The following is a 21,832-nucleotide window of genomic DNA, read 5'->3' on the forward strand; positions in this document are numbered from 1 at the left end:
TGAATTGACGATGGCCCGTCCCGAAGATTCCCTGTGGGCCGTGCCCGTGGCGCAGGTCGCGTCGCGTGCCGGCCAGTCCAAGAGCGTCGACGCCGACTTCCCCGCGCCCAGCGGCATCGGCGACGCGGTGATCGGCGTCGAGGAGGGCGCGCCGGTGCATGTCGCCGGATCGTTCGACTCGATCGTCGACGGACTGATCCTCACCGCGCGCGTCACCGCGCCGGTGCACGCCGAATGCACGCGCTGCCTCAAGCCCATCAAACGCGACTGGGGCGTGAACGTGACCGCGTTCTTCCCGTACGAGTCCGAGCGTGACGCGAACCGCGACGGCAAGGGCGAGGTGGACATCATCGCCGGCGAGGAGGAGTCGGAGGACACCTACCCGCTGCTCGGCGGCGGCGCGTTCGCCGACCTCGAGGCGCTGCTGCGCGACACGCTGGTCGAGGAGCTGCCGCTGCAGCCGTTGTGCCGCGAGGACTGCAAGGGCCTGTGCTCCCAGTGCGGCGTGGACCTCAACGAGCACCCCGACCACCACCACGAGACCACCGACATCCGTTTCGCGGGCCTTGCCGGCCTCAAGGCGCGACTCGAGGCCGAGGAGCGGGGCGAGTAGCGGGCGCCGCCCCACCGGCGAACCGCCGTCGCGACACCCGCGTGACTTTGTACGGACGGTGCGCTAGAGTACTGAACGCTTAAGCTCACATGTTCGAACGAAACAGAGGATACTGAAATGGCACTGCCTAAGTACAAGACCTCGCGCGCCAACACGCACTCGCGTCGCGCGAACTGGAAGGCGACCGCTACGGCGACCGTGACTTGCCCGAACTGCGGCGAGCCGGCCCTGCCGCACATGGCCTGCCCGAGCTGCGGTTCCTTCCGTGGCCGCATCTACCGTGAGGCCATCCGCGCCGGTCACGCCAAGTGATCCGTGTGATAGCTGATTGACAACGGCACGAAAGAAAGCCCTGCCATCGACGGGTGGCGGGGCTTTCGCGTAGTCAGGAGCATAACGAAATGACCGATACCATGCCATCCGAGCACGCCGCGCGCACCGCCGGCGCCGAAGGGACCGGGCACGTCGTGCGCACCGCCGGCCCGTCCGGCGACGCCGCCAACGAACTGCTGGAACGCCTGGGCACGACGATCAGCCCGGACCTGCTCGTGCAGGCGCTCACCCACCGCTCCTTCGCGCACGAGCACCCCGGCGTCAAGCACTACGAACGCCTCGAGTTCCTCGGCGACGCCGTGCTCGAGCTCGTCGCCACCGAGACCCTCTTCCGCATCCACCCGGACATGACCGAAGGCCAGCTCGCCAAGATGCGCGCCAAGGCGGTGAGCGAGGAGGCGCTGAGCGCCATCGCCCGCACGAAGCTGCACGTCGAGCCGTACATCCTGCTCGGCCGCGGCGAGGCGGCGCAGGGCGGCGCGAACAAGAGCTCCATCCTGTGCGACATCGTCGAATCGCTCATCGGCGCGACGTTCGTCGAACACGGCATCGACGGCGCGCGCAAGGTCGTGCACCGCCTCGTCGACGACACGCTCGCCGAGGTCGCCACCGAGGGTCCCGCGCTCGACTGGAAGACCTCGCTGACGGTCAAGGCGCACAAGATGGGCCGGCCGGAGCCGGTCTACCACATGTCCGTCTCCGGGCCGGAATACGCGCAGGTGTTCACCGCGCGCGTCACGCTCGGCGACGACGAGACGGTGCTCGGCACCGCGCGCGGCTCCAGCAAGCGCAAGGCCCAGCTGGCCGCCGCCGAGATCGCCTGGCACAGGCTCGACGACTGACGCCCGCGCATCGCCGGCGCGCCCGATCCGGCGGCGTTCCGCCCATTGGGCCGCGCCGTGCAAACGTCGGCGAAGCGAATAGACTGGGAGCACACGCGTCGGCGGCCGGTCACGAACCGGCCGTCCCCCTGCGACGAGGCCGGTTCCGGTTCCGGGAGACCCACCCCGGGCGGCTCCGGCGAGGACCAGCAAGTAGTGAAGTGTGAGAGGAATATGGCTTTACCCACGCCTTTGCAGGCTTTCAGCGGCGTGCCCAAGACGCCCGCGAACGACAAGCAGACCATCGTCGACGGCGAGAAGATGACCGGCGCGCAGGCGCTGGTCCGTTCCCTGGAGGATCTGGGCGTCACCGACGTGTTCGGCATCCCGGGCGGCGCGATCCTGCCCGTCTACCACCAGATCAACGACGATCTGAAGTTCCGTTTCATCCTGATGCGCCACGAGCAGGCCGCCGGCCACGCCGCGGAAGGCTACGCGGTCGCCACCGGCAAGGTGGGCGTATGCATCGTGACGTCCGGACCGGGCGCCACCAACGTGGTCACCGCCATCGCGGACGCGAACATGGATTCCGTGCCGATGGTCGTCATCACCGGCCAGGTGGGCGTCAACGCGATCGGCACCGACGCCTTCCAGGAGGCCGACATCGTCGGCATGACCTACCCGGTCTCCAAGCACTCGTACCTCGTCACCCGCGCCCAGGACATCCCGCGCGTGCTCGCCGAGGCGTTCCACGTGGCCTCCACCGGCCGCCCCGGCCCGGTCGTCGTGGACCTCACGAAGACCGCGCAGGTGGGCGACATGTACTACTCGTGGCCGCAGCGCATGATCCTGCCCGGCTACAACCCCACCACGAAGGCGCACGGCCGCGTGCTGTCCGACGCCGCGAAGCTGTTCAACCAGTCGTACCGCCCGGTGCTGTACGTGGGCGGCGGCGCCATGCGCTCCAACGCCGGCGCGCAGGTCAGGCGCCTCGCCGAAATCGCCGACGCGCCGATCGTCACCACGCTGCCGGCGCGCGGCATCGTGCCCGACTCCGACCCGCACAACCTCGGCATGCTCGGCATGCACGGCACGGTGGCCGCCACCGGCGCCGTGCAGCGCTGCGACCTGCTCGTCGCCATCGGCGCCCGCTTCGACGACCGCGTGACCGGCAAGCTCGACGCGTTCGCGCCCGGCGCGCGCGTCATCCACATCGACATCGACCCGGCCGAGATCGGCAAGAACCGCACGCCGGACGTGCCGATCGTGGGCGACGTGGCCACCGTGCTCGACGACCTCATCCCGGAGATCGAACGCGCGCAGGCGATCACGCCCAAGCCGAACCACAAGCCGTGGTGGGACCGCATCGACTACTGGCGCAAGCAGTACCCGATGACCTGGGACGAGCCGACCGACGGATCGCTCGCCCCGCAGTGGGTCGTGAAGACCCTCTCCGACATGGCAGACCCGTCCACCATCTGGGTGACCGGCGTGGGCCAGCACCAGATGTGGGCCACGCAGTTCATCGACTTCGAGAACCCGAAGTCGTGGATCTCCTCCGGAGGCCTCGGCACGATGGGCTTCGGCCTGCCGGCCGCGATCGGCGCCTCCGTAGGTTCGGCCCGCGAGTTCGACGGGAAGAAGCCGGTGTGGCTCATCGACGGCGACGGCTCCTTCCAGATGACCAGCGAGGAGCTGGCGGCCGCGTTCTTCGCGCGCACGCCGGTGAAGATCGCGCTGCTCAACAACTCCGTGTACGGCATGGTCCGCCAGTGGCAGACCCTGTTCTACGACCACCACTACTCGCAGACGAACCTGCTCGACGGCGAGGCGCACGGCGCCGAGGGCGACGCGCAGGCCGCCGCCGGCGAGCTGCCGCTCGAGGTGCCGGACTTCGTGAAGCTGGCCGAAGCCTACGGCTGTGTCGCGTTCCGCGCGTTCACCGAGGAGGAGGCCGTCGAGGCCATCAGGAAGGCGAACGAGATCGACGACCGTCCGGTGCTCATCGACTTCCGCGTGTGGAAGGACGCCATGGTGTGGCCGATGGTCGCCGCCGGCAAGTCGAACGACGAGGTGACGTACCGCCCGGGCGTCAAGCCCCTGCTGGACGACGAGGCCGGAGACGCGTACGTGAACGCCGCGGCCGCCGCCGATGTCGCCGAGAACGGGAAGGAGAACTGACATGCCCGCGAACTACCCCGCATCCAAGCCCGGTTCCGAGCGCCATACGCTGTCCGTGCTGGTGGAGAACCGTCCGGGCGTGCTGGCCCGCATCGCCGGCCTGTTCGCCCGCCGCGCGTTCAACATCAACTCGCTGTCCGTCTCGCCCACCGAGCGCCCGGACATCTCCCGCGTGACCGTCACGGCCGACGTGGAGGCCGTGCCGCTCGAGCAGATCATCAAGCAGCTCAACAAGCTGCTGCACGTGCTCAAGATCGTCGAGCTCGACCCGAACACCACGGTGGAGCGCGAGCTCGTGCTCATCAAGGTGGCGGCGGACGAGTCCAACCGTTCCGACGTGCTCGAGATCGTGCGCCTGTTCCGCGTGCGTGTGGTCGACGTGAACCCCGAGTCGCTGACCATCGAGGCCACCGGTGCGGAAGGCAAGATCGACGCGCTGCTGGGTCTGCTGGAGCATTACGGCGTCATCGAACTGGTGCGTTCCGGCGCGGTCGCCGTCACGCGCGGCCCGAAGGCCCTGGCCGAAAAGGTCATCGGCTCCGAGATCACCGGCCGCTGAGTCCCTGTTCGGCTGGCATATGCGAAGGTGGGGCGCGCCCTTTCGGGTGCGCCCCACCTTCGTCGTTGCAGGAGGTCGGTCCTTACAGGACCGTGATCTCTGTCGGAATCACCGGGTCGCCGCGCATGAGGCTCTGGGCGGCGATGGGCAGCTCGGCCAGCGCCTTGGCGCGGTATTCGTGCGCGCGCATGATGGCGTCGTGGCCCTGCCACTGCGGGTCGATGTCGCCATGGTCCGCGTAGGTGACCATGAGGTCCTTCCAGCCCTCGTCGGGCGTGAACGCGGCCAGCTGCTCCTCGGAGCCGGAGACCACGTGCTCGACGTCGGCCAGGTTGTACTCGTAGGAGCGGTAGGCGAGCTTCCTGCCCGGCACGGTGGCCTTGTTCTTCGACTTCTTGGCGACCGTCTGCATCGTGCCGTCCGCGCCCTCGCGTTCGGTGAGCTTGTACACCATCGCGCAGGTGGGGGCGCCCGAACCGGTGACGAGCATCGTGCCCACGCCGTACGAGTCGACCGGCGCGGTCTGCAGCGCGGCGAGCGCGTACTCGTCGAGGTCGTTGGTGACGGTGATCTTCGTGTTCGTGGCGCCGAGCGCGTCGAGCTGGTTGCGCACGCGCTGCGCCATCAGGGCGAGGTCGCCCGAGTCGATGCGCACGCCGCCGAGTTCCGGTCCGGCGACCTCGACGGCCGTCTTGACGGCCTCCTCGATGTTGTACGTGTCGACCAGCAGCGTCGTGTTCTTGCCGAGCGCGGCGATCTGCGACTCGAAGGCCTGGCGTTCGGTGTCGTGCACGAGCGTGAAGCAGTGTGCGGCGGTGCCGATGGCCTTGAGGCCGTACATCTGCGCGGCGAGCAGGTTGGCGGTGCCCTTGAAGCCGCCGACCACCGCGGCGCGTGCGGCGGCGACGGCCGCCCACTCGTTGGTGCGGCGCCCGCCCATGTCCATGCAGGGGCGGTCCTTCGCGGCGGAGACCATGCGGCTGGCCGCGGAGGCGACCGCGGAATCGTAGTTGAGGACGGACAGCACGAGCGTCTCGAGCAGCGTGCATTCACCGAACGTGCCCTCGATCTCGAGGATGGGGGAGTTCGGGAAGAACATCTCGCCCTCGCGGTAGCCCTTGATGGTGCCGGAGAAGCGGAAGTCCTCGAGCCACTTGATGGTCTCGGGGCTCACCACGTGGCGGTCGGCGAGGAAGCGCAGGTCCTCGTCGTCGAGGTGGAAGCGCTCGAGCGCGTCGAGGATGCGGCCGGTGCCGGCGACCACGCCGTAGCGGCGGCCTTCGGGCAGGTGACGCGTGAACACCTCGAACACGCATTTGCGGTTCGCGGTGCCGTCCTTGAGGCACGCGTCCAGCATCGTGTATTCGTACATGTCGGTCATCAACGCCGGTGAATAATCCATGTTCTCTCCCTTGACCCGATGGGGCTCTCTGTTAGCGTTGCCAACCAGCCTACTCCGGTTCACGGGATTCCGGTTACGGCAATCGTGAACCGGGGACGTGTGCGAACGGACATCGGCGGGCCCGGAACCGGGCCGATGTCCGATGCGTCGGGTGTGCGGCCGTGTGCGTTTCCGGTTCACGATTCCCCGGGCGGGACAATCGTGAACTGCGTACACTGGCGGTATGGGATTCATCGCGGGATTGTGGCGGCTGGCGATCGCCGCCATGTGCTTCGTCGGCACGTACGAGGCGTGGGGCCGGCCCGAATTCTGGACGTACTTCACGTTCCAGACCGGGTTCGCGCTCGGCGTCGTGATGCTCTGGGCCGGGGCGGCCAGCATCCTCAGGGGCGTCCAGCCGCCCGCCTGGCTCAAGGGGTGCCTCACCCTGTACGCGGTGGTCACGGCCGTGGTCGCGTTCCTGCTCATGCCGCCGGACGACCCGGCGTACGTGCCGCAGGTGCTCGGGGTGATGACCAACACCTGGCTGCACCGGGTGGCGCCGATCATGGCGGTCGTCGATTTCATCGCGTTCGACCCGCACCGCCGGTTCCGGTGGCACTACATGTTCTCGTGGCTCATCTACTTCCCCGCGTACCTCGCGTTCGTGCTCGTGCGCGCCGCCATGCTCCCCACGGGCGGGCCGGCGGCGGGCGGCAACCCGTACCCGTACACGTTCATCGACCTCAACGTCCTGGGATGGACGCGGTTCGGCATGAACTGCGGCAAACTGGCCGTCGGGTTCCTCGCGCTGAGCCTGCTCGTCTTCGTCGTCGACCGCATCCTGCCGCCCAAGCCCCTGCTGGGCCGGTGAGGTCCGGATCCGTGGCGTAAGCTGGGCCGTATGGTTGAAATCACAGATATGCTGGGCAATCGTTCCATCACCCGTCAGGACGGACGCAAGGTCGACGAACTGCGTCCGGTGCGCATCACCCGCCACTTCACGGACGCGCCGGAAGGCTCCGTGCTCATCGAATGCGGCAACACGCGCGTGATGTGCACCGCCACGTTCACGCCCACCGTGCCGCGCTGGCGCAAGGACTCCGGACTCGGCTGGGTCACCGCCGAATACGCGATGCTGCCGCGCGCCACCAAGGAGCGCACCGACCGCGAATCCGTCAAGGGGAGGATCGGCGGCCGCACGCACGAGATCAGCCGTCTCATCGGCCGCTGCCTCAGGGGCGTCGTCGACATGAAGGCACTGGGCGAGAACCAGATCCAGATCGACTGCGACGTGCTCCAGGCCGACGGCGGCACCCGCACCGCCTCCGTGACCGGCGCGTTCGTCGCGCTCGTCGACGCGATGCGCTGGGCCGAGGCGAACCGCCACATCAAGTCCGCCGACCAGGTCGTCACCGACTACGTGTCCGCCGTGTCCGTGGGCGTCATCAACGGCACGCCGATGCTCGACCTGCCGTACGTGGAGGACAGCCAGGCCATGACCGACATGAACGTGGCGATGACCGGCCACGGCGCGTTCATCGAACTGCAGGGCACCGCCGAACACCGCCCGTTCACGCGCGCCGAGCTCGGCGTGCTGCTCGACCTCGCCGAGAAGGGCAACAAGGAGCTGCAGGCCGCCCAGCGCGCCGCGCTCGCCCTCGACTGACGGACGTCCGCCGATCCGACCCATCGAACAAGAAGGAACCCGCATGAAACTCGTCGTAGCCACGCACAACGAAGGCAAGCTCGTGGAGATCCGCCGCATCCTCGAGGAGGACCTCGGCGCGGACGCCGCCCGGGTGGAGCTCGTCTCCGCCGGCTCGCTGCACCTGCCCGACCCGGTCGAGACCGGCGTCACCTTCCAGGAGAACGCCTTGCTCAAGGCGCGTGACGTGGCCCGCCGCACCGGCCTGCCCGCCGTCGCCGATGATTCCGGCCTCATCGTGGACGTGATGGGCGCCGCCCCCGGCATCCTTTCCGCCCGCTGGGCCGGCGCGCACGGCCACGACAAGGCGAACAATGCGCTGCTGCTCGCCCAGATCGAGGACATCCCGGATGCGAAGCGCACCGCCCGCTTCCGCTGCGCCGCCGCGCTCGTCGTGCCCGGCGACGAGGTGGACGCCACCTCGGGCGACGCCGTCGCCTCGGGAGACGACGCGACGCTCGCCGCCCACCACGTCATCGTCTCCGAGACGGTGGAGGTCGGCGAGATGCCCGGCCGCATCATCCGCCGGCCCCGCGGCGAGCACGGGTTCGGATACGACCCGATCTTCGTGCCGGACGACCAGCCGGGCCGCGTCAGCGACGATCCCGACCATGAGGGCGAACCGCTGACCAGCGCCGAGATGACGCCGTCCGAGAAGAACGCGATCTCGCACCGCGGCAAGGCCTTGAAGGCGCTCGTGCCGGCCATCGAGGCGCTGCTGCGCTAGCGCGCGACACGCGGGGCGCACCGGTTTGGCGTTTTCCGTGATGTGCCCTATACTTCTTCTCTTGTGCATGGGTAGCGTATGCTTCCCAAGCGCAAAGCCACTTTAGCTCAGTCGGTAGAGCGGCTCACTCGTAATGAGCAGGTCGTCAGTTCGATTCTGACAAGTGGCTCCGGCACCCGGGTTCGGTCCTTTCCGAACCCGGGTTTTTCGTTGCCGGCCGGTCCGTGCCGGCCTGCGTCCGGACCCGTCCGGTCTCGTCCGGTCCGCAGGATTGCCCCCGATGTTCTCCCCGCCGACTGATAGATTGTCTTCTTGCGCGCGAGTGGCGTAATGGTAGCCGCGCAGGATTTAGGTTCCTGTGTCTTCGGACGTGTGGGTTCGAGTCCCATCTCGCGCACGCACACATCCCCGGGCCCGTCCAATCCGGGACCGCACGGCCGCGGGGTGGGGGAGGGAAGACCATGTCGGCGATACTCGGCCCGGCCTCGCTGCTGCTCATCATCCTGGCCGGATACCTGTTCAAGCGCTTCGGCCTGTTCGGCGCGAAGGACTACCGCGTCATCCAGACCGCCGAGTTCAACGTCGTGCTGCCCGGCGCGGTCGTCTACTCGTTCGCCACGAACCCGCACGACATGAGCTATCTGTGGCTCAGCGTGTTCGGCTTCTGCTGCGCGCTCGTCCCGCCCGTGCTCATCTACCTGACCACGCGCCGGCGCAACGTGGCCGACCGCGCGTTCCTCATGCTCAACGGTGCCGGCTTCAACCTCGGCTGCTTCTGCTTCCCGGTCGTCACCGCGTTCTGGGGCGCGGGCGCGGTGGTGCCCGCCGCCATGTTCGACATCGGCAACTGCGTCATGGTCGCCGCCGGCACGAACGTCATGACCCAGCAGCTGCTGCACATCCGGCCGGGCAAGACGCTCGCCGAACAGCATGCGGGCGACGCGCCCACCCTGCCGTACGAGAGGCCGAAGGACCGCGACGCCCGACGCCTCGCCCGGCGCGCCTTCGCCAAGAACGTGTTCAAAAGCTTCTTCGGTTCCGTGCCGTTCGACACCTACATGCTCATGGTCGTGCTCATGGCCGCGAACATCCGCATCCCCGACTGGATCGCGACCATCACCCAGCCGTTGAGCGGCGCGAACGCGTTCTGCTCGATGTTCATGGTCGGCATGCTCATGGACCTGCCGCGCGGCGGCCACGACGTGAAGGAGGTGATGGCGGTGGTCGCCTGGCGTCTGCCGTTCGCCGTCGCGTTCGCGTGCGTCGCGTGGTTCCTGCTGCCGTTCACCGCCGAGATCCGCGCGGTGCTCGTGATCTGCGTGCTCGCCCCGATCGCCATCTTCTCCACGCTGTTCACCGACAAGGTGCTCGGCAACGCGAAGCTCGCCGGGTTCTCGCTCGCGTTCACCGCCATCATCGCCCTGGTGATGATGGCCGGCGCCCACGCGCTGATGGGCGTGTGACCCCGTCCGTTCACCGCTACGTCGCCGGGGCGTAGTCCGGTGTTCTTTTTGTGTTGTTGTGTCCGCTTTTGTGAGTATTCTGTTGCGTGATACGGAACGGTAGGCGGACCGGCGACCAAGCGGCCCGCACGCCGTTTCCAATCAATGATGAAAGGAATGGAATCCATGGCCATCAATCCTCCCATTGACGCCACCACCACCCCGGCGTGGGTCGCCCTGCAGAAGCACTACGACGAGCTTCAGGCCGAGGGCATCAGCCTCAAGAAGTGGTTCGCCGAAGACTCCGACCGCGTCAAGGAGCTGAGCTTCGACGCCGGCGACCTGCACTTCGACCTGTCCAAGAACCTCATCAAGCCGGAGACCCTCCAGCTGTTCGTGCACCTCGCCAAGGAAGTCAAGCTCGACGAGCGCATCAAGGCCATGTACAGCGGCGTCCACATCAACAACACCGAGGACCGCGCCGTGCTGCACACCGCGCTGCGCCGCCCGGTCGAGGACGAGGGCAAGTACATCGTCGACGGCCAGGACACCGTCAAGGACGTGCGTGAGACCCTCGACAAGATCTACGCCTTCGCCGACGACGTGCGCTCCGGCAAGTGGACCGGCGTGACCGGCCGCAAGATCGAGACCGTCGTCAACATCGGCATCGGCGGCTCCGACCTGGGCCCCGTCATGGCGTACGAGGCGCTCAAGCCGTACGCGGACGCCGGCATCTCCGCCCGCTACATCTCCAACATCGACCCGAACGACCTGGCCGAGAAGACCAAGGGCCTCGATCCGGAGACCACCCTGTTCATCATCGTCTCCAAGACCTTCACCACCTTGGAGACCCTGACCAACGCCCGCGAGGCCCGCACCTGGCTGCTCGAGGAGCTCGCCGCCAACGGCGCCATCTCCGACAACGACGAGGCCCAGAAGGCCGAGGCCATCAAGAAGCACTTCGTCGCCGTCTCCACCAACCTGGAGAAGGTCGCCGAGTTCGGCATCGACCCGGCCAACGCGTTCGGCTTCTGGAACTGGGTCGGCGGCCGCTACTCCGTCGACTCCGCCGTCGGCACCTCCCTGGCCGTCGTCTTCGGCCCGGCCCGCTTCGAGGAGTTCCTGCACGGCTTCCACGAGATCGATGAGTACTTCGCCAACACGCCGTTCGAGAAGAACGTCGTCGTGCTGCTCGGCATGCTCAACGTCTGGTACCGCAACTTCTTCAAGGCCGCCTCCCACGCCGTGCTGCCGTACGACCAGTACCTGCACCGCTTCCCGGCCTACCTGCAGCAGCTCACCATGGAGTCCAACGGCAAGTCCGTGCGCTGGGACGGCACCCCCGTCACCACCGAGACCGGCGAGATCTTCTGGGGCGAGCCGGGCACCAACGGCCAGCACGCCTTCTACCAGCTGATCCACCAGGGCACCCAGCTCATCCCGGCCGACTTCATCGCGTTCGTGAACACCCCGAACCCGACCAAGGACGGCGACCAGGACGTGCACGAGCTGTTCCTCGGCAACTACTTCGCGCAGACCAAGGCGCTCGCGTTCGGCAAGACCGCCGACGAGGTGCGCGCCGAGGGCACGCCGGAGGAGATCGTCCCGGCCCGCGTGTTCACCGGCAACCGCCCGACCACCTCCATCTTCGGCGTGGCCCTGACCCCGTTCGCGCTCGGCGAGCTCATCGCCCTGTACGAGCACATCACCTTCGTCGAGGGCACCGTGTGGGGCCTGGACTCCTACGACCAGTGGGGCGTCGAGCTTGGCAAGCAGCTCGCCAAGCAGATCACCCCGGCCATCTCCAAGGACGACGAGGCCCTCGCCGCCCAGGATGCGTCCACGCAGTCGCTGATCGAGTTCTACCGTAAGAACCGCGAGTTCTGATCGGATCCGCGTCGATCGGGATTCGTTCCTGCGGGTTGGCTCGGTTGGGCCTATCCACAAACGGTCCACTGGACCGTTTGTACCGTAAGAACCGCGAGTTCTGATTGCGGAATTGACTGAACCGACGGGATTCCCCGCCGGTTCGGGGTGAAGTAAGATGATGCCCGGCGCCTCGACGGCGCCGGGCATCATTCGTAGGGGAGACGAGGAAACGACATGGCAACCAGAAGCCCGCAGAAGCAACGCAAGCTCGAACGCCGCAAGGCCGAACGCGAACAGGCCGCCGAGGCGCGGACGCACACCGTGCGCGTGCGCGACGACCGCGCGTCGCGCGGCCAGGCGAAGGGACGCGCCGCCACCGGCCCGGTGCGCCCGGGCATGACCAGGCACGGCGAGTTCACCGTGGTCATCACGCAGATGATCTCCTACGCGTTGCTCTTCGGCATCGTCTACACGCTCGGCGTCCGCACGCCGGGCGGCATCATCGGCTCGGGCATGCTGGCCGCCTCCGCCACGATGATGATGATCTTCGGCTGGCCGTTCGGCGGCAGCGACGCCCAGTCGCTGTATGGACGCATGGTCGCCGCCGTCACGTTCGTCGTCGCCGGCCTGTTCGTGATCCCCAGCGAGTTCTACGTCGACTCCACCTACCTGCGCTGGGCGGCGTTCCTCGTGATCGCGGCGCTGCTCATCGCCGCGGTGTCGTTCCTGTGGACCGGCCGCGCCCACGCCAAGGGCGACGAGGACGACTACGTGCGCATCGGCCTCGAATCCGGCTGCACGTCGCTCGCCGGCGCCTGCTGGATCTTCCTGCCCGCGCTGTTCTCCGACATGATGACCCCCGAAGCCGCCTCCGCCACGGGCTGGGCGGTGTTCGCCGTGCTCGTCGTGGCGGCGGTCGTGCTGCTGCGCCTCTCCACCAAGCGGTGGAACGCGCTCGAACACCCCGGCCCCTACTCATGGATGGGCACGGGCATGGTGCCGGTCATGCGCCTCGGCCTGCTTGTCTTCCTCGCCGCCTGCGCCACCCACTGGCTCATGTGAGACGGCCCGGGCGCCCCGGGCGTCTATCCTTGGAACCGGAAGTCAATCATGCAGGCAAGGAGGCAGGACATGACCACGACGACCGGAACGGACAGGACCCCCGGGGCGCACGAAACCGACTACCCGATGGCGCCCAAGGTCTATTTCACCCGCGACATCAGCCCGGCGGGCCTCATGCGCGCCTACGACGCGCTCGGCGCGAAACCGCAGGGCAAAGTGGCCGTCAAGCTCAGCTCCGGCGAAGGCGGCAACACGCACTATCTGCAACCGGCGCTCATCATGGACCTCGTGCAGCGGCTCGACGGCACCATCGTCGAATGCAACACCGCGTACGCGGGCACCCGCGACACCACCGAACACCATTGGAAGACCATCCGCGAGCACGGGTTCACGGACATCGCGCCCTGCGACATCCAGGACGAGGACGGCGAGATCGAGATCCCCGTGGAGGGCGGCAGGCGCATCACCGCCGACATCGTCGGCTCCCACTTCCCGGACTACGACTACTACGCCGTGCTCTCGCACTTCAAAGGGCACATGATGGGCGGCTTCGGCGGCGCCCTGAAGAACATCTCCATCGGCATGGCCTCCTCGCGCGGCAAGAAGCGCCTCCACTCCGGACAGGACGAGATCCTGCCCAACCCGTTCGGCGGCGACCAGGACGCGTTCCTCGAAGCCATGGCCGAAGCCGCCACCGCCGTGTTCAACACGCTCAAGGGCGAGATGTGCTTCGTCAACGTGATGAACAACCTGTCCGTCGACTGCGACTGCGACGGCAACCCGCACGCGCCCGTCATGGACGACATCGGCATCTGCGCCTCGCTCGACCCGGTGGCCGTCGACCAGGCGTGCGTCGACATGGTCTACGTCTCGCACGACAACAAGGAGCCGCTCATCGAGCGCATCGAATCGCGCCACGGCATCCACACCATCGAACACGCCGTCGAGATGGGCCTCGGCAGCCGCGAATACCAGCTCGTCGACCTCGACAAGCGCTGACATCCCGAAGGAGCATCCATCATGCAACCGCAAACCACCGCTTCGGCCCGCGCCTACGCGCTGCCGTCCGTGAAGTTCCAATCCATCGCCACGATCATCGCCGTCGTGGCCGCCGTCGCCCTGCCGCAGGTCTTCCACCTCGCCGGCGCCGCGACGGGCCTGGGCACGATGATCGGCCAGACCCTGCTGCCCATGCACCTGCCCGTACTGCTCGTGGGGCTGCTCGCCGGCCCGTTCGCGGGACTCGCCACCGGCGCGCTCGCCCCGCTCGCGAGCTTCGCCCTCACCGGCATGCCGATGGCCCCGATGGTGCCGTTCATGGTCATCGAACTCGCCTCCTACGGCCTGTTCGCCGGCCTGCTGCGCGGCGTGCGCCTGCCCGTCGCCGTGCCGTCCCCGCTCGGATGGCTGGGCAAGCTCCTCGCCGCCCAGGTCGCCGGCCGCCTGGTCGACGCGCTCGCCATCGCCGTGGCCGTCGCGTTCCTCGGGAACACGCAGATGACGGTCGCGAGCGTGTGGACGGCCGTCGGCACCGGCATGCCCGGCCTCGTGCTGCAATGGGTGCTCGTCCCCGTCGTCATGGCCGTCGTGGACCGTCATCGTGACTGAAGGCACCGCGGACCTCTCCCGCGCCCGTGCCGCGTTGCTCGCCGATGACGCCCTCGGCTGCGTGGCCCGCCGCACCGACGCGGACGGCCGCGTCGAGACGCTGACCGGCACCGGCCGGGGCGTGCGGCCGCTGCTCGTCTGGCTCGCCGAACACCGCCGCCTCGACGGGTTCTGCGCCGCCGACCGCGTGGTCGGCAAGGGCGCCGCCCTGCTCTACGCCCGTCTCGGCGCCAAGTCCGTGTGGGCGCGCACGATGAGCGAGGCCGGACTCGCCGCCCTGCGTGCCCACGGCATCGCGGCGTCCTACGGCACCCTGGTGCCGGTCATCCTCGACCGTGCGGGCGACGGCATGTGCCCGATCGAGCGTTCGGTCGAACGCATCGACGATCCCATGGCCGCCGAACCCGCCATCCGCGCCGCCGTGGCAAGGCTTATGGCCGCGCGCCGCTGACCTCCGATACGCCGCGCGCGGCCGCGCGACCCGTGGGTTATGCTGGAGCTGGAATCTGAATCATTTCAGAACGGTTCGTGTCCGCGCCGGCGCCACAGCGCCCCGCGCGGCGTATCCGGCAGGGAGGTACTCGGATGGCCGCGGGCTCACGCAAGGCGACGCTCCACGACGTGGCGAAGCGCGCGCAGGTCTCGGTGGCCTCCGTCTCGAACTATCTCAACGACTACCCGTACATGAAAGCCGCCACGCGCGAACGCATCCGCAAAGCCATCGACGAGCTCGGCTACGTCGCCAACCGGCAGGCCCGCAACCTCAGGTCCGGGCGCACCGGCCTCATCTCCCTGTCCCTGCCGGACCTCAACCAGATCTACTTCGCCGAACTCGCCGAGGAGATGATCAAGCAGGCGCGCGAACACGGCTACCGCGTGATCATCGAATCGACCGGCAACGACCGCCGCCGCGAGATCGACAGCGCCCGCGCCATGGCCAGCAACATGACCGACGGCCTGATCCTGAGCCCCACCCAGCTGCGCGCCGAGGACGTCCACGAGCTCGAAGGCGACTACCCGCTGGTGATCCTGGGCGAACGCGTGTTCGGCGCGCCGGCGCCGCACGTGCTGATCGCGAACGAGGCCGCCGCCCAGGCCGCGACCGAACATCTGCTCAAGGCCGGCTGCCGCACCATAGCGGTGATCGGGGGCACCCTGGACGACACGGTGGCGTCGTCGCGCTCCATGCGCACCAAAGGGTACGTGGCCGCGCTCGCCGACTACGGGCGCCCGTTGCGCCCCGAACTGATCCGCGAGATCGGCGACTGGACCAGCGCCGAGGGCGCCAAGGCCGTGCGCGACATGTACGCGCAGGGCATCCGGCCGGACGGCATCTTCGCGCTCAACGACTTGCTCGCCATGGGCGTGATCAGCCAGCTGCGCGAGATGCGCGTGCGCGTGCCGGAGAGCGTGCGCGTGGTGGGGTTCGACGACATCGACGAGGCGAAGTACACGATCCCCTCGCTGACCACCGTGGATCCGGACCGCGCGCAGGTGGCCAGGCTGGGGATAGAGTCGATCCTGAGCCAGCTCGAGGCGGGCGGGCGTGCGCCCCGAAGCCGCATAGACGTCGCCTTCCGGCTCAGGTACCGCGATTCCTCCCCGCGGGTGTGAACTCGTCCGCCCGGTCCGTCGGGTCGCCCGGTCGCGCCCGTGCCGGTGCGACGGGATGTTCGGCGTCGGCGTGTCGCCAATGGCCCCAACGGGTGAGGGCCTGTCGGCATCCATGATTTGACACGATTCTGAATCGTTATAGAATTGAGACCGTCAAACAAATCTGAAACGTTCTAGAAAAACCGGGGCGCAGCGGCCCCGGAAGGGCGTGGAATCATTGCCGAGGCGGTTTTCCGGCAGTGTTCCACCCATCAGTTCTGAAACGTTCTACAAGAGAGTTCGGGAACCAGGAACCAAGGGAGGTCACCATGACGGCGAACGCACAGGGCGTTTCCGCTGGCCGGACGAAGGCCGCGGCCCGCGGGGGAGGGGTCGATCGGGCATCGCGAAGCCGAGCCCGCGCCGACGGCGAATCGATGAACTCGTGGAAGGCCAAGCTGCGCCCGTACCTGTTCATCGCGCCGCTGGTCATCCTCTCCGGCGTGTTCATCTACTACTGCATCGGCTTCACCGTGGCCACGTCGTTCACCGACTGGGACGGCATCTCCGACGAGATGGACTTCATCGGGCTGAAAAACTACGCCAAGCTGCTCGCGCCCGGATCGGTGTTCTGGACCGCGCTGAAGAACAACATCATCTTCATGGTCGTCACCGTGGTGATCCAGGCCGGCCTCGGCCTCATCCTCGCCGTCATCCTCAAGGAGCGGCTGCCCGGATCGAACTTCTTCAAGGCCATCTTCTTCATGCCGATCGCCATGGCGCCGGTCATCATCGCCGCCATCTTCCGCATCATCATGGACCCGAACGTCGGCGCCATCAACGAGGCGCTGCGCTTCCTGCACCTTGACTTCCTGGCCCAGAGCTGGCTCGGCGACCCGAAGATAGCGCTCTATTCGATCTGCGCCATCAACATCTTCGAATGGATGGGCTTCTCGATGATCATCTACTACGCCGGGCTCATGTCCATCCCGGAGGACATCTACGAGGCCGCCAAGATCGACGGCTGCGGGTTCTGGAACACGCTGTTCCGCATCACCATCCCGAACCTGTCCGGCACCACCAACACGCTCATCCTGCTCGGCATCGTAGGCTCCCTGAAGACCTTCGACATCGTCATCCAGACCACCGGCGGCGGCCCCGGCCGCTCCACCGAGTTCCTCAACACCTACCTGTACAAGGCCGGCGTCCAGCAGTTCAACGGCGGCCTGTCCGCGGCCATCGGCGTGATGGTGCTCATCATCGCCGTGGTGCTCTCCATCATCCAGGTCGTCGTCAACAACCGGGCCAACCGGTGAATCGGGAAAGGAACGCATCATGAAGCGCAAAATCAGCACCACGACGATCATGTACGTGGTCCTGTTCTTCTTCCTGGCGATCTGGCTGTTCCCCATCGTCACGGCCATCACCAAGTCCCTGCAGGTGGGCGGCGTCGAAAGCTACCGTTCGGTCATCGCCAACCCGGACGTGCACTACTTCCGCGTGGTGTTCAACTCGCTGTTCATCGCCCTGGCCACGGCCGTCGTGGTGGTGTTCATCACCTCGCTCGCGGGCTTCGCCTTCTCCAAGATGAAGTTCATCGGCCAGAACGTCATCTACGTGGCGATGCTCGCCTGCATGGCCGTGCCGATCGCCTCGGTCACCATGCCGCTGTTCTTCACCATCAAGACCTTCGGCCTGACCAACACCTACCTCGGCATGATCATCCCGCTCGTGGCGTTCAACGCCCTGCAGATGCTGCTGCTGTGGCGCAACTACTTCGACGGCATCCCCAACGAGCTCATCGAGGCGGCGCGCGTGGACGGCTGCTCCACCTGGCGCATCTACCTGCGCATCCTCATGCCCGTGTCCACCCCGATGATCGCCACCACCGGCGTGCTCACCTTCGTCTACTCCTGGAACGAATACCTCATCCCGTTGCTGCTCATCCGCGACGAGACCAAGTACACCGTCACGCTCGCCTCCACCTACTTCATGGAGACCCGCAGCCAGACCCCGGAGATGGTCGCCCAGGAATACGCCGCCCTGATCCTCATGACCATCCCGTCCATCATCGTCTACCTGATCAGCCAGAAGTGGCTGCAGTCCGGCATCACCGCCGGCGCCGTGAAGAGCTGAGGTGAACGAGATGACCGCACATGCATCCGCCCCCGCGACGGCCCCGATCACCGAGCACACGTACGTGAACCCGGTCCCGTACGCGGACGGCGCCGTCCACACCGCCCCGGACCCGTTCGTGATCCGCTGCCGCAGCCTCTACTACTGCTACGCCACCGACGAGCACGGCGTCCTGGTCTCCACCTCGCCGGACCTCGTCCACTGGACCTCGCACGGCTACTGCTACACCGAGCCGGGCCGCAGGAACTTCTGGGCCCCCTCCGTGATCCTCATCAACGGCGTGTTCCACATGTACTTCTCGAACATGCCCGAGGACGAGACCGACACCCACACCGAGATCATGCGCGTGGCCGTCAGCCGCGACCCGCTCGGCCCGTTCGCCAAGCGCGCGGAGCTGTTCGACACCTTCGCCATCGACTCCCAGGTGGTCTACGGCGACGACGGCCGGCTCTACCTGCTCTACGCCGACAACCAGGTCACCGGTCTGTCCGACGACCGCCCCGGCACGTCGGTGATGATCGACCGCCTCGTCACCCCGTTCGAGCGCGAGGGGCGGCCCCGTCCGCTCATCACGCCCACGATGGACGAGGAGATCTTCGCCCGCAACCGCTTCGGCGACGGCCGCGACTGGCACACCGTCGAAGGCGCCACCTACTTCACGTACCGCGACAGGGCGTTCATCACCTATTCCGCGAACGCCTACGAGCACGAGGACTACTTCGTCGGCTACTCGCACGCCCCGCTGCCCGCAGACCGCACCGAGGCGCACATCGACGGGCTCGACTGGACCAAGCAGCTCAACGGCTCCGGCTTCGACCCGCTGCTCATCCGCAGCCCGCGGGTGGAGGGCACCGGCCACAACTCCATCGTGCGCGCGCCCAACGCCGTCGACGATTGGATCGTCTACCACGGCCGCAACGCCGACGACGAACTGTACGTGGGCACCGAGCAGCGCGTGATGCGCATCGACCCGTTGTACTACGCCGAAAACGGGCTCGACACCCCCGGGCCCACCGCCGACGCGCAGGACGCGCCGCTCGCCGGCACCGTCCACGACGACTTCGCGGACGGCCTCGGCCCCGACTGGACCGTGGTGTCCGGCGCGGCCGCGACGGCGTCGCCCGCGTCCGACGACCCGGTGCTCGTCGCCGACGGGGAGTCCTCCTTCATGGCGGTGTCCGGCGAACCCTCCGCCACACGCGTGGTGGACGTCTGGGCCAAGGCCCCCGTGACGCCGCTGGGCGCACGGTTCGGCATCGTGGTGCGCTATGCGGACGACCTCAACCTCACCAAGGTCGAGATCGACTCCGGCCGCGGCCTGATCGCCGTCGTCGACGTGATCGGCGGCGTTGCCTCCGAACGCGTGATCCGCTCCGGGTTCGCGGGGCTCGACCTCAACGCGTGGCATGAATACCGCGTCGAACGCCGCTACTGCCGGCTGGACGTGTCCATCGACGGACGCGCCTTCGCCTCCTGCACCATCAGCGACGATCCCGGCCGCACCGGCCTGTTCGCCGTGCGCACCGCCGCCGGGTTCGCCGCGTACGCGTCCACCGAGCACGTGAACCTGTGGGGCGCGCGCCTGCGCGACCTCGGCCGCGAGATCCGCACCGACGAACGGCTGGTCATCGGGGAAGGCGTGCGCCCGCGCGGCGTGCGGCCCGCGTCGATCACCCTCGACCGGCCCCTGGACGGCAACCGGTTCGTGCTCGACTTCGCCTCGCACGCCGACCGCGGGCAGACGCTCATCGCCGTGGGCGGCTACCGGATGTCCATCACCGCGGGAGGCGCGACGCTGATGCACGGCGGCGAGCCGCTGGACGCGGCCGCGACCCCGGAACGCCTGCGCGAGATCGGCGGGGCGGTCCGGCGGGACCGTCTCGGTCGCGCGATGCTCACCGTGCGCGTCGAGGCCGTCGGCGGCGTGATGCGCATGCACGTGCGGGGCCGCACCTGGAGGATGCCGCTCGAGGACGCGGACGCCCGCGTGCGCATCGTCCTCGACCGCACCTGCCTGACCGGGTACGCGAGGACGTCCATCGTCCCCGAACGCCACCCGGAACCATAGATTTCCCCGCTTCCACAACGGAGTGAACCAACCCAAGGAAAAGGAACAAGAAAAGGAGAACACCATGTTCACCATGAAGAAGACGGTCGCCGCCGTGGGCGCGCTGGCCATGTCCGTGGGCCTTCTGGCCGGCTGCGGCTCCAGCTCCGCCGGCGGGTCCGACGAGGGGCTGGGCACCAAGGACGACCCGGTCGAGCTGACCTTCTGGACCTGGCAGCCCACCGACGCCCAGTGGAAGACCATCTACGCGGCCTTCCAGAAGAAGTACCCGAACATCAAGATCAACTGGTGGCGCACCTCCGAGATGGCCGACTACCAGAAGAAGCTGCAGACCTCGATGGCCGGCGGCGAAGGCCCGGACGTGTTCGGCGTGCAGGCCGGCTCCACGGTGGAGCAGTACGGCCGCTTCGCCGAGGACATGAAGGACCTGGCCGACCAGTACATGCCCGGCTGGGACTCCAAGGTGGCCGAGGGCGCCGTGGAGCAGACCACCAACGCGGACGGCAAGATGGTGGCCATGCCGACCATCACCTCCGGCTCCGAGTACATCCTGTACAACAAGACCCTGCTCGACGAGAACGGCGTCAAGGTGCCCACCACCTACGACGAGCTGGTCGCCGCGAACAAGGAACTCACCTCCAAGGGCCTCATGCCGATGGCCCTGGGCGCCAAGGACGGCTGGCACCTCGACGACATCTTCGTGTGGCTGTCCAACCAGTACGGCGAGGGCGACGTGTACAAGGCCGCCGCAGGCAAGAAGTCCTTCACCGACCCGACCTTCGTCAAGACCATGAAGGCGTGGAAGCAGATGATCGACGACGGCCTGTTCCAGGACGGCGCCGTGGGTACCTCCACCTACCCGGACGCCCGCGACAACTACTTCTACGCCCGCAAGACCGCGTTCTTCCCGACCGGCTCCTGGCACGTCTCCGCGGTGCTGCCCAATGACGAGACCAAGGGCACCGCCGTGGAGAAGGACGAGCTGGGCATGATGGAGTTCCCGACCGTGGGCGACAAGGACACCGGCCCCACCACCGGCGTGGACTTCGGCCTGGCCGTGAACAAGGACTCCAAGAAGAAGGAGGCCGCCATGAAGTTCGTCGAGTTCATGACCACCGGCGAGGGCCAGCAGGAGTGGATCAACACGCTGCAGGGCGCCCCGGTCGCCAAGGACATGAAGGTCCAGGTGCCGTCCGACGCCACCGAGTCCGCCAAGGCCAGCATCGACCTGGTGACCAAGGGCCAGGCCTCCTCCAAGCTCGAGCGCAAGCTCACCTCGCAGGAGCTCAACGACGAGATCGGCGTGCAGATGCAGAACATCTACACCGGCGACGCCACCGTCGACTCCGCCCTCAAGGCCATCCAGCAGGTCAGCGAGGGACTGGACCGCTGACGGCCCGCTCCGCCGGCACCGTCGGCTTCCGCCGACTCCCGTCGGCATCCGCCGTCATCCGCCGGCGGGAACCGCGACCCCTGTCCCGGTCACGCAGTAACCTAGATGATTGCTGTGTGCCGCGGCGGGGGTCGCCGCATAAACCCCCGTCGCATCAGGTCCAGCCGGGCGGCCGCAAGGCCCGCTCCCGGCGGATCGGCATCCCTTCCGGGCGGACCCGGGAGGGGAAGACATCGGCGTGTGCATTCGCCGGGCGGAATGTCGCCCGGGGCCGCGGGAAGACGCGGGTCGTGCACGCGCCCCGACCGGTGGCCGATATGCGGCGGCACCTAAGGAAC

20 protein-coding genes and 2 tRNA genes are annotated in these 21,832 nt (G+C 67.7%); 21 read left to right on the forward strand and 1 reads right to left on the reverse strand.

Features of this window, described 5'->3' with window-relative positions:
• Positions 1-10: 10 nt before the first annotated feature.
• From GFD21_RS04780 to ilvN, 5 genes are all read left to right on the forward strand, one after another.
• Positions 11-613: a YceD family protein gene (locus GFD21_RS04780; protein WP_163196803.1), complete on the forward strand. Its 603-nt coding sequence runs from the start codon at positions 11-13 to the stop codon at positions 611-613.
• A 117-nt stretch (positions 614-730) separates the two neighbouring features.
• Entirely contained in the window at positions 731-925 is a 195-nt protein-coding gene (gene rpmF / locus GFD21_RS04785) for a 50S ribosomal protein L32 (RefSeq protein ID WP_101621787.1), read from the forward strand.
• A gap of 89 nt (positions 926-1,014) precedes the next feature.
• Positions 1,015-1,788, forward strand: coding sequence for a ribonuclease III (gene rnc, locus GFD21_RS04790; protein WP_225431668.1), 774 nt, complete (start codon positions 1,015-1,017; stop codon positions 1,786-1,788).
• Between the two features lie 213 nt (positions 1,789-2,001).
• Positions 2,002-3,948, forward strand: a complete 1,947-nt coding sequence (locus GFD21_RS04795; RefSeq protein WP_163196804.1) for an acetolactate synthase large subunit — start codon at positions 2,002-2,004, stop codon at positions 3,946-3,948.
• Between the two features lies 1 nt (position 3,949).
• Positions 3,950-4,507: an acetolactate synthase small subunit gene (gene ilvN / locus GFD21_RS04800; protein WP_163196805.1), complete on the forward strand. Its 558-nt coding sequence runs from the start codon at positions 3,950-3,952 to the stop codon at positions 4,505-4,507.
• A gap of 82 nt (positions 4,508-4,589) precedes the next feature.
• On the opposite strand, the gene GFD21_RS04805 is transcribed toward ilvN, so the two are convergent.
• Positions 4,590-5,909: a nicotinate phosphoribosyltransferase gene (locus GFD21_RS04805; RefSeq protein ID WP_163196806.1), complete on the reverse strand. Its 1,320-nt coding sequence runs from the start codon at positions 5,907-5,909 to the stop codon at positions 4,590-4,592.
• A gap of 223 nt (positions 5,910-6,132) precedes the next feature.
• Between GFD21_RS04805 and GFD21_RS04810 the strand changes: the two genes are divergently transcribed.
• The 16 genes from GFD21_RS04810 (at position 6,133) to GFD21_RS04885 (ending at position 21,494) form a co-directional block, all read left to right on the forward strand.
• Positions 6,133-6,762 carry a Pr6Pr family membrane protein gene (locus tag GFD21_RS04810; RefSeq protein WP_163196807.1) on the forward strand — a complete coding sequence of 210 codons (630 nt, stop codon included), beginning with the start codon at positions 6,133-6,135 and terminating at the stop codon, positions 6,760-6,762.
• A gap of 30 nt (positions 6,763-6,792) precedes the next feature.
• Positions 6,793-7,557 (forward strand): ribonuclease PH, encoded by a 765-nt coding sequence (gene rph / locus GFD21_RS04815; protein ID WP_163196808.1) that lies wholly within the window; start codon positions 6,793-6,795, stop codon positions 7,555-7,557.
• A 43-nt stretch (positions 7,558-7,600) separates the two neighbouring features.
• Entirely contained in the window at positions 7,601-8,323 is a 723-nt protein-coding gene (locus GFD21_RS04820; RefSeq protein WP_163196809.1) for a non-canonical purine NTP pyrophosphatase, read from the forward strand.
• Positions 8,324-8,419: 96 nt separating this feature from the next.
• Positions 8,420-8,492 (forward strand) — tRNA-Thr (locus GFD21_RS04825).
• Positions 8,493-8,639: 147 nt separating this feature from the next.
• Positions 8,640-8,720: transfer RNA gene (locus GFD21_RS04830), tRNA-Leu, on the forward strand.
• A gap of 64 nt (positions 8,721-8,784) precedes the next feature.
• On the forward strand, positions 8,785-9,786 hold the full coding sequence (locus tag GFD21_RS04835; protein WP_163196810.1) for an AEC family transporter: 1,002 nt from the start codon (positions 8,785-8,787) through the stop codon (positions 9,784-9,786).
• 165 nt (positions 9,787-9,951) lie between these two features.
• Positions 9,952-11,652 (forward strand): glucose-6-phosphate isomerase, encoded by a 1,701-nt coding sequence (gene pgi, locus GFD21_RS04840; protein ID WP_163196811.1) that lies wholly within the window; start codon positions 9,952-9,954, stop codon positions 11,650-11,652.
• Positions 11,653-11,868: 216 nt separating this feature from the next.
• Positions 11,869-12,696: a hypothetical protein gene (locus GFD21_RS04845; RefSeq protein ID WP_163196812.1), complete on the forward strand. Its 828-nt coding sequence runs from the start codon at positions 11,869-11,871 to the stop codon at positions 12,694-12,696.
• Positions 12,697-12,765: 69 nt separating this feature from the next.
• A complete protein-coding gene (locus GFD21_RS04850; RefSeq protein ID WP_225431669.1) occupies positions 12,766-13,695 on the forward strand; it encodes a DUF362 domain-containing protein in 930 nt (309 codons plus the stop codon).
• Between the two features lie 21 nt (positions 13,696-13,716).
• Positions 13,717-14,304, forward strand: coding sequence for an ECF transporter S component (locus GFD21_RS04855; protein WP_163196813.1), 588 nt, complete (start codon positions 13,717-13,719; stop codon positions 14,302-14,304).
• Positions 14,297-14,755 (forward strand): DUF1893 domain-containing protein, encoded by a 459-nt coding sequence (locus GFD21_RS04860; protein WP_163196814.1) that lies wholly within the window; start codon positions 14,297-14,299, stop codon positions 14,753-14,755. Before GFD21_RS04855 ends, GFD21_RS04860 begins: the two co-directional genes overlap by 8 nt.
• Before the next feature lie 134 nt (positions 14,756-14,889).
• Positions 14,890-15,918: a LacI family DNA-binding transcriptional regulator gene (locus GFD21_RS04865; RefSeq protein WP_163196815.1), complete on the forward strand. Its 1,029-nt coding sequence runs from the start codon at positions 14,890-14,892 to the stop codon at positions 15,916-15,918.
• A gap of 416 nt (positions 15,919-16,334) precedes the next feature.
• Positions 16,335-17,213, forward strand: coding sequence for a carbohydrate ABC transporter permease (locus GFD21_RS04870; RefSeq protein ID WP_225431671.1), 879 nt, complete (start codon positions 16,335-16,337; stop codon positions 17,211-17,213).
• A 19-nt stretch (positions 17,214-17,232) separates the two neighbouring features.
• Positions 17,233-18,033 carry a carbohydrate ABC transporter permease gene (locus tag GFD21_RS04875; RefSeq protein ID WP_163196817.1) on the forward strand — a complete coding sequence of 267 codons (801 nt, stop codon included), beginning with the start codon at positions 17,233-17,235 and terminating at the stop codon, positions 18,031-18,033.
• 10 nt (positions 18,034-18,043) lie between these two features.
• On the forward strand, positions 18,044-20,101 hold the full coding sequence (locus tag GFD21_RS04880) for a glycoside hydrolase family 43 protein (protein WP_163196818.1): 2,058 nt from the start codon (positions 18,044-18,046) through the stop codon (positions 20,099-20,101).
• 64 nt (positions 20,102-20,165) lie between these two features.
• A complete protein-coding gene (locus tag GFD21_RS04885; RefSeq protein WP_163196819.1) occupies positions 20,166-21,494 on the forward strand; it encodes an ABC transporter substrate-binding protein in 1,329 nt (442 codons plus the stop codon).
• Positions 21,495-21,832: the final 338 nt, after the last annotated feature.

This window comes from Bifidobacterium platyrrhinorum, assembly GCF_010667645.1.
GTDB classification, from domain to species: domain Bacteria; phylum Actinomycetota; class Actinomycetes; order Actinomycetales; family Bifidobacteriaceae; genus Bifidobacterium; species Bifidobacterium platyrrhinorum.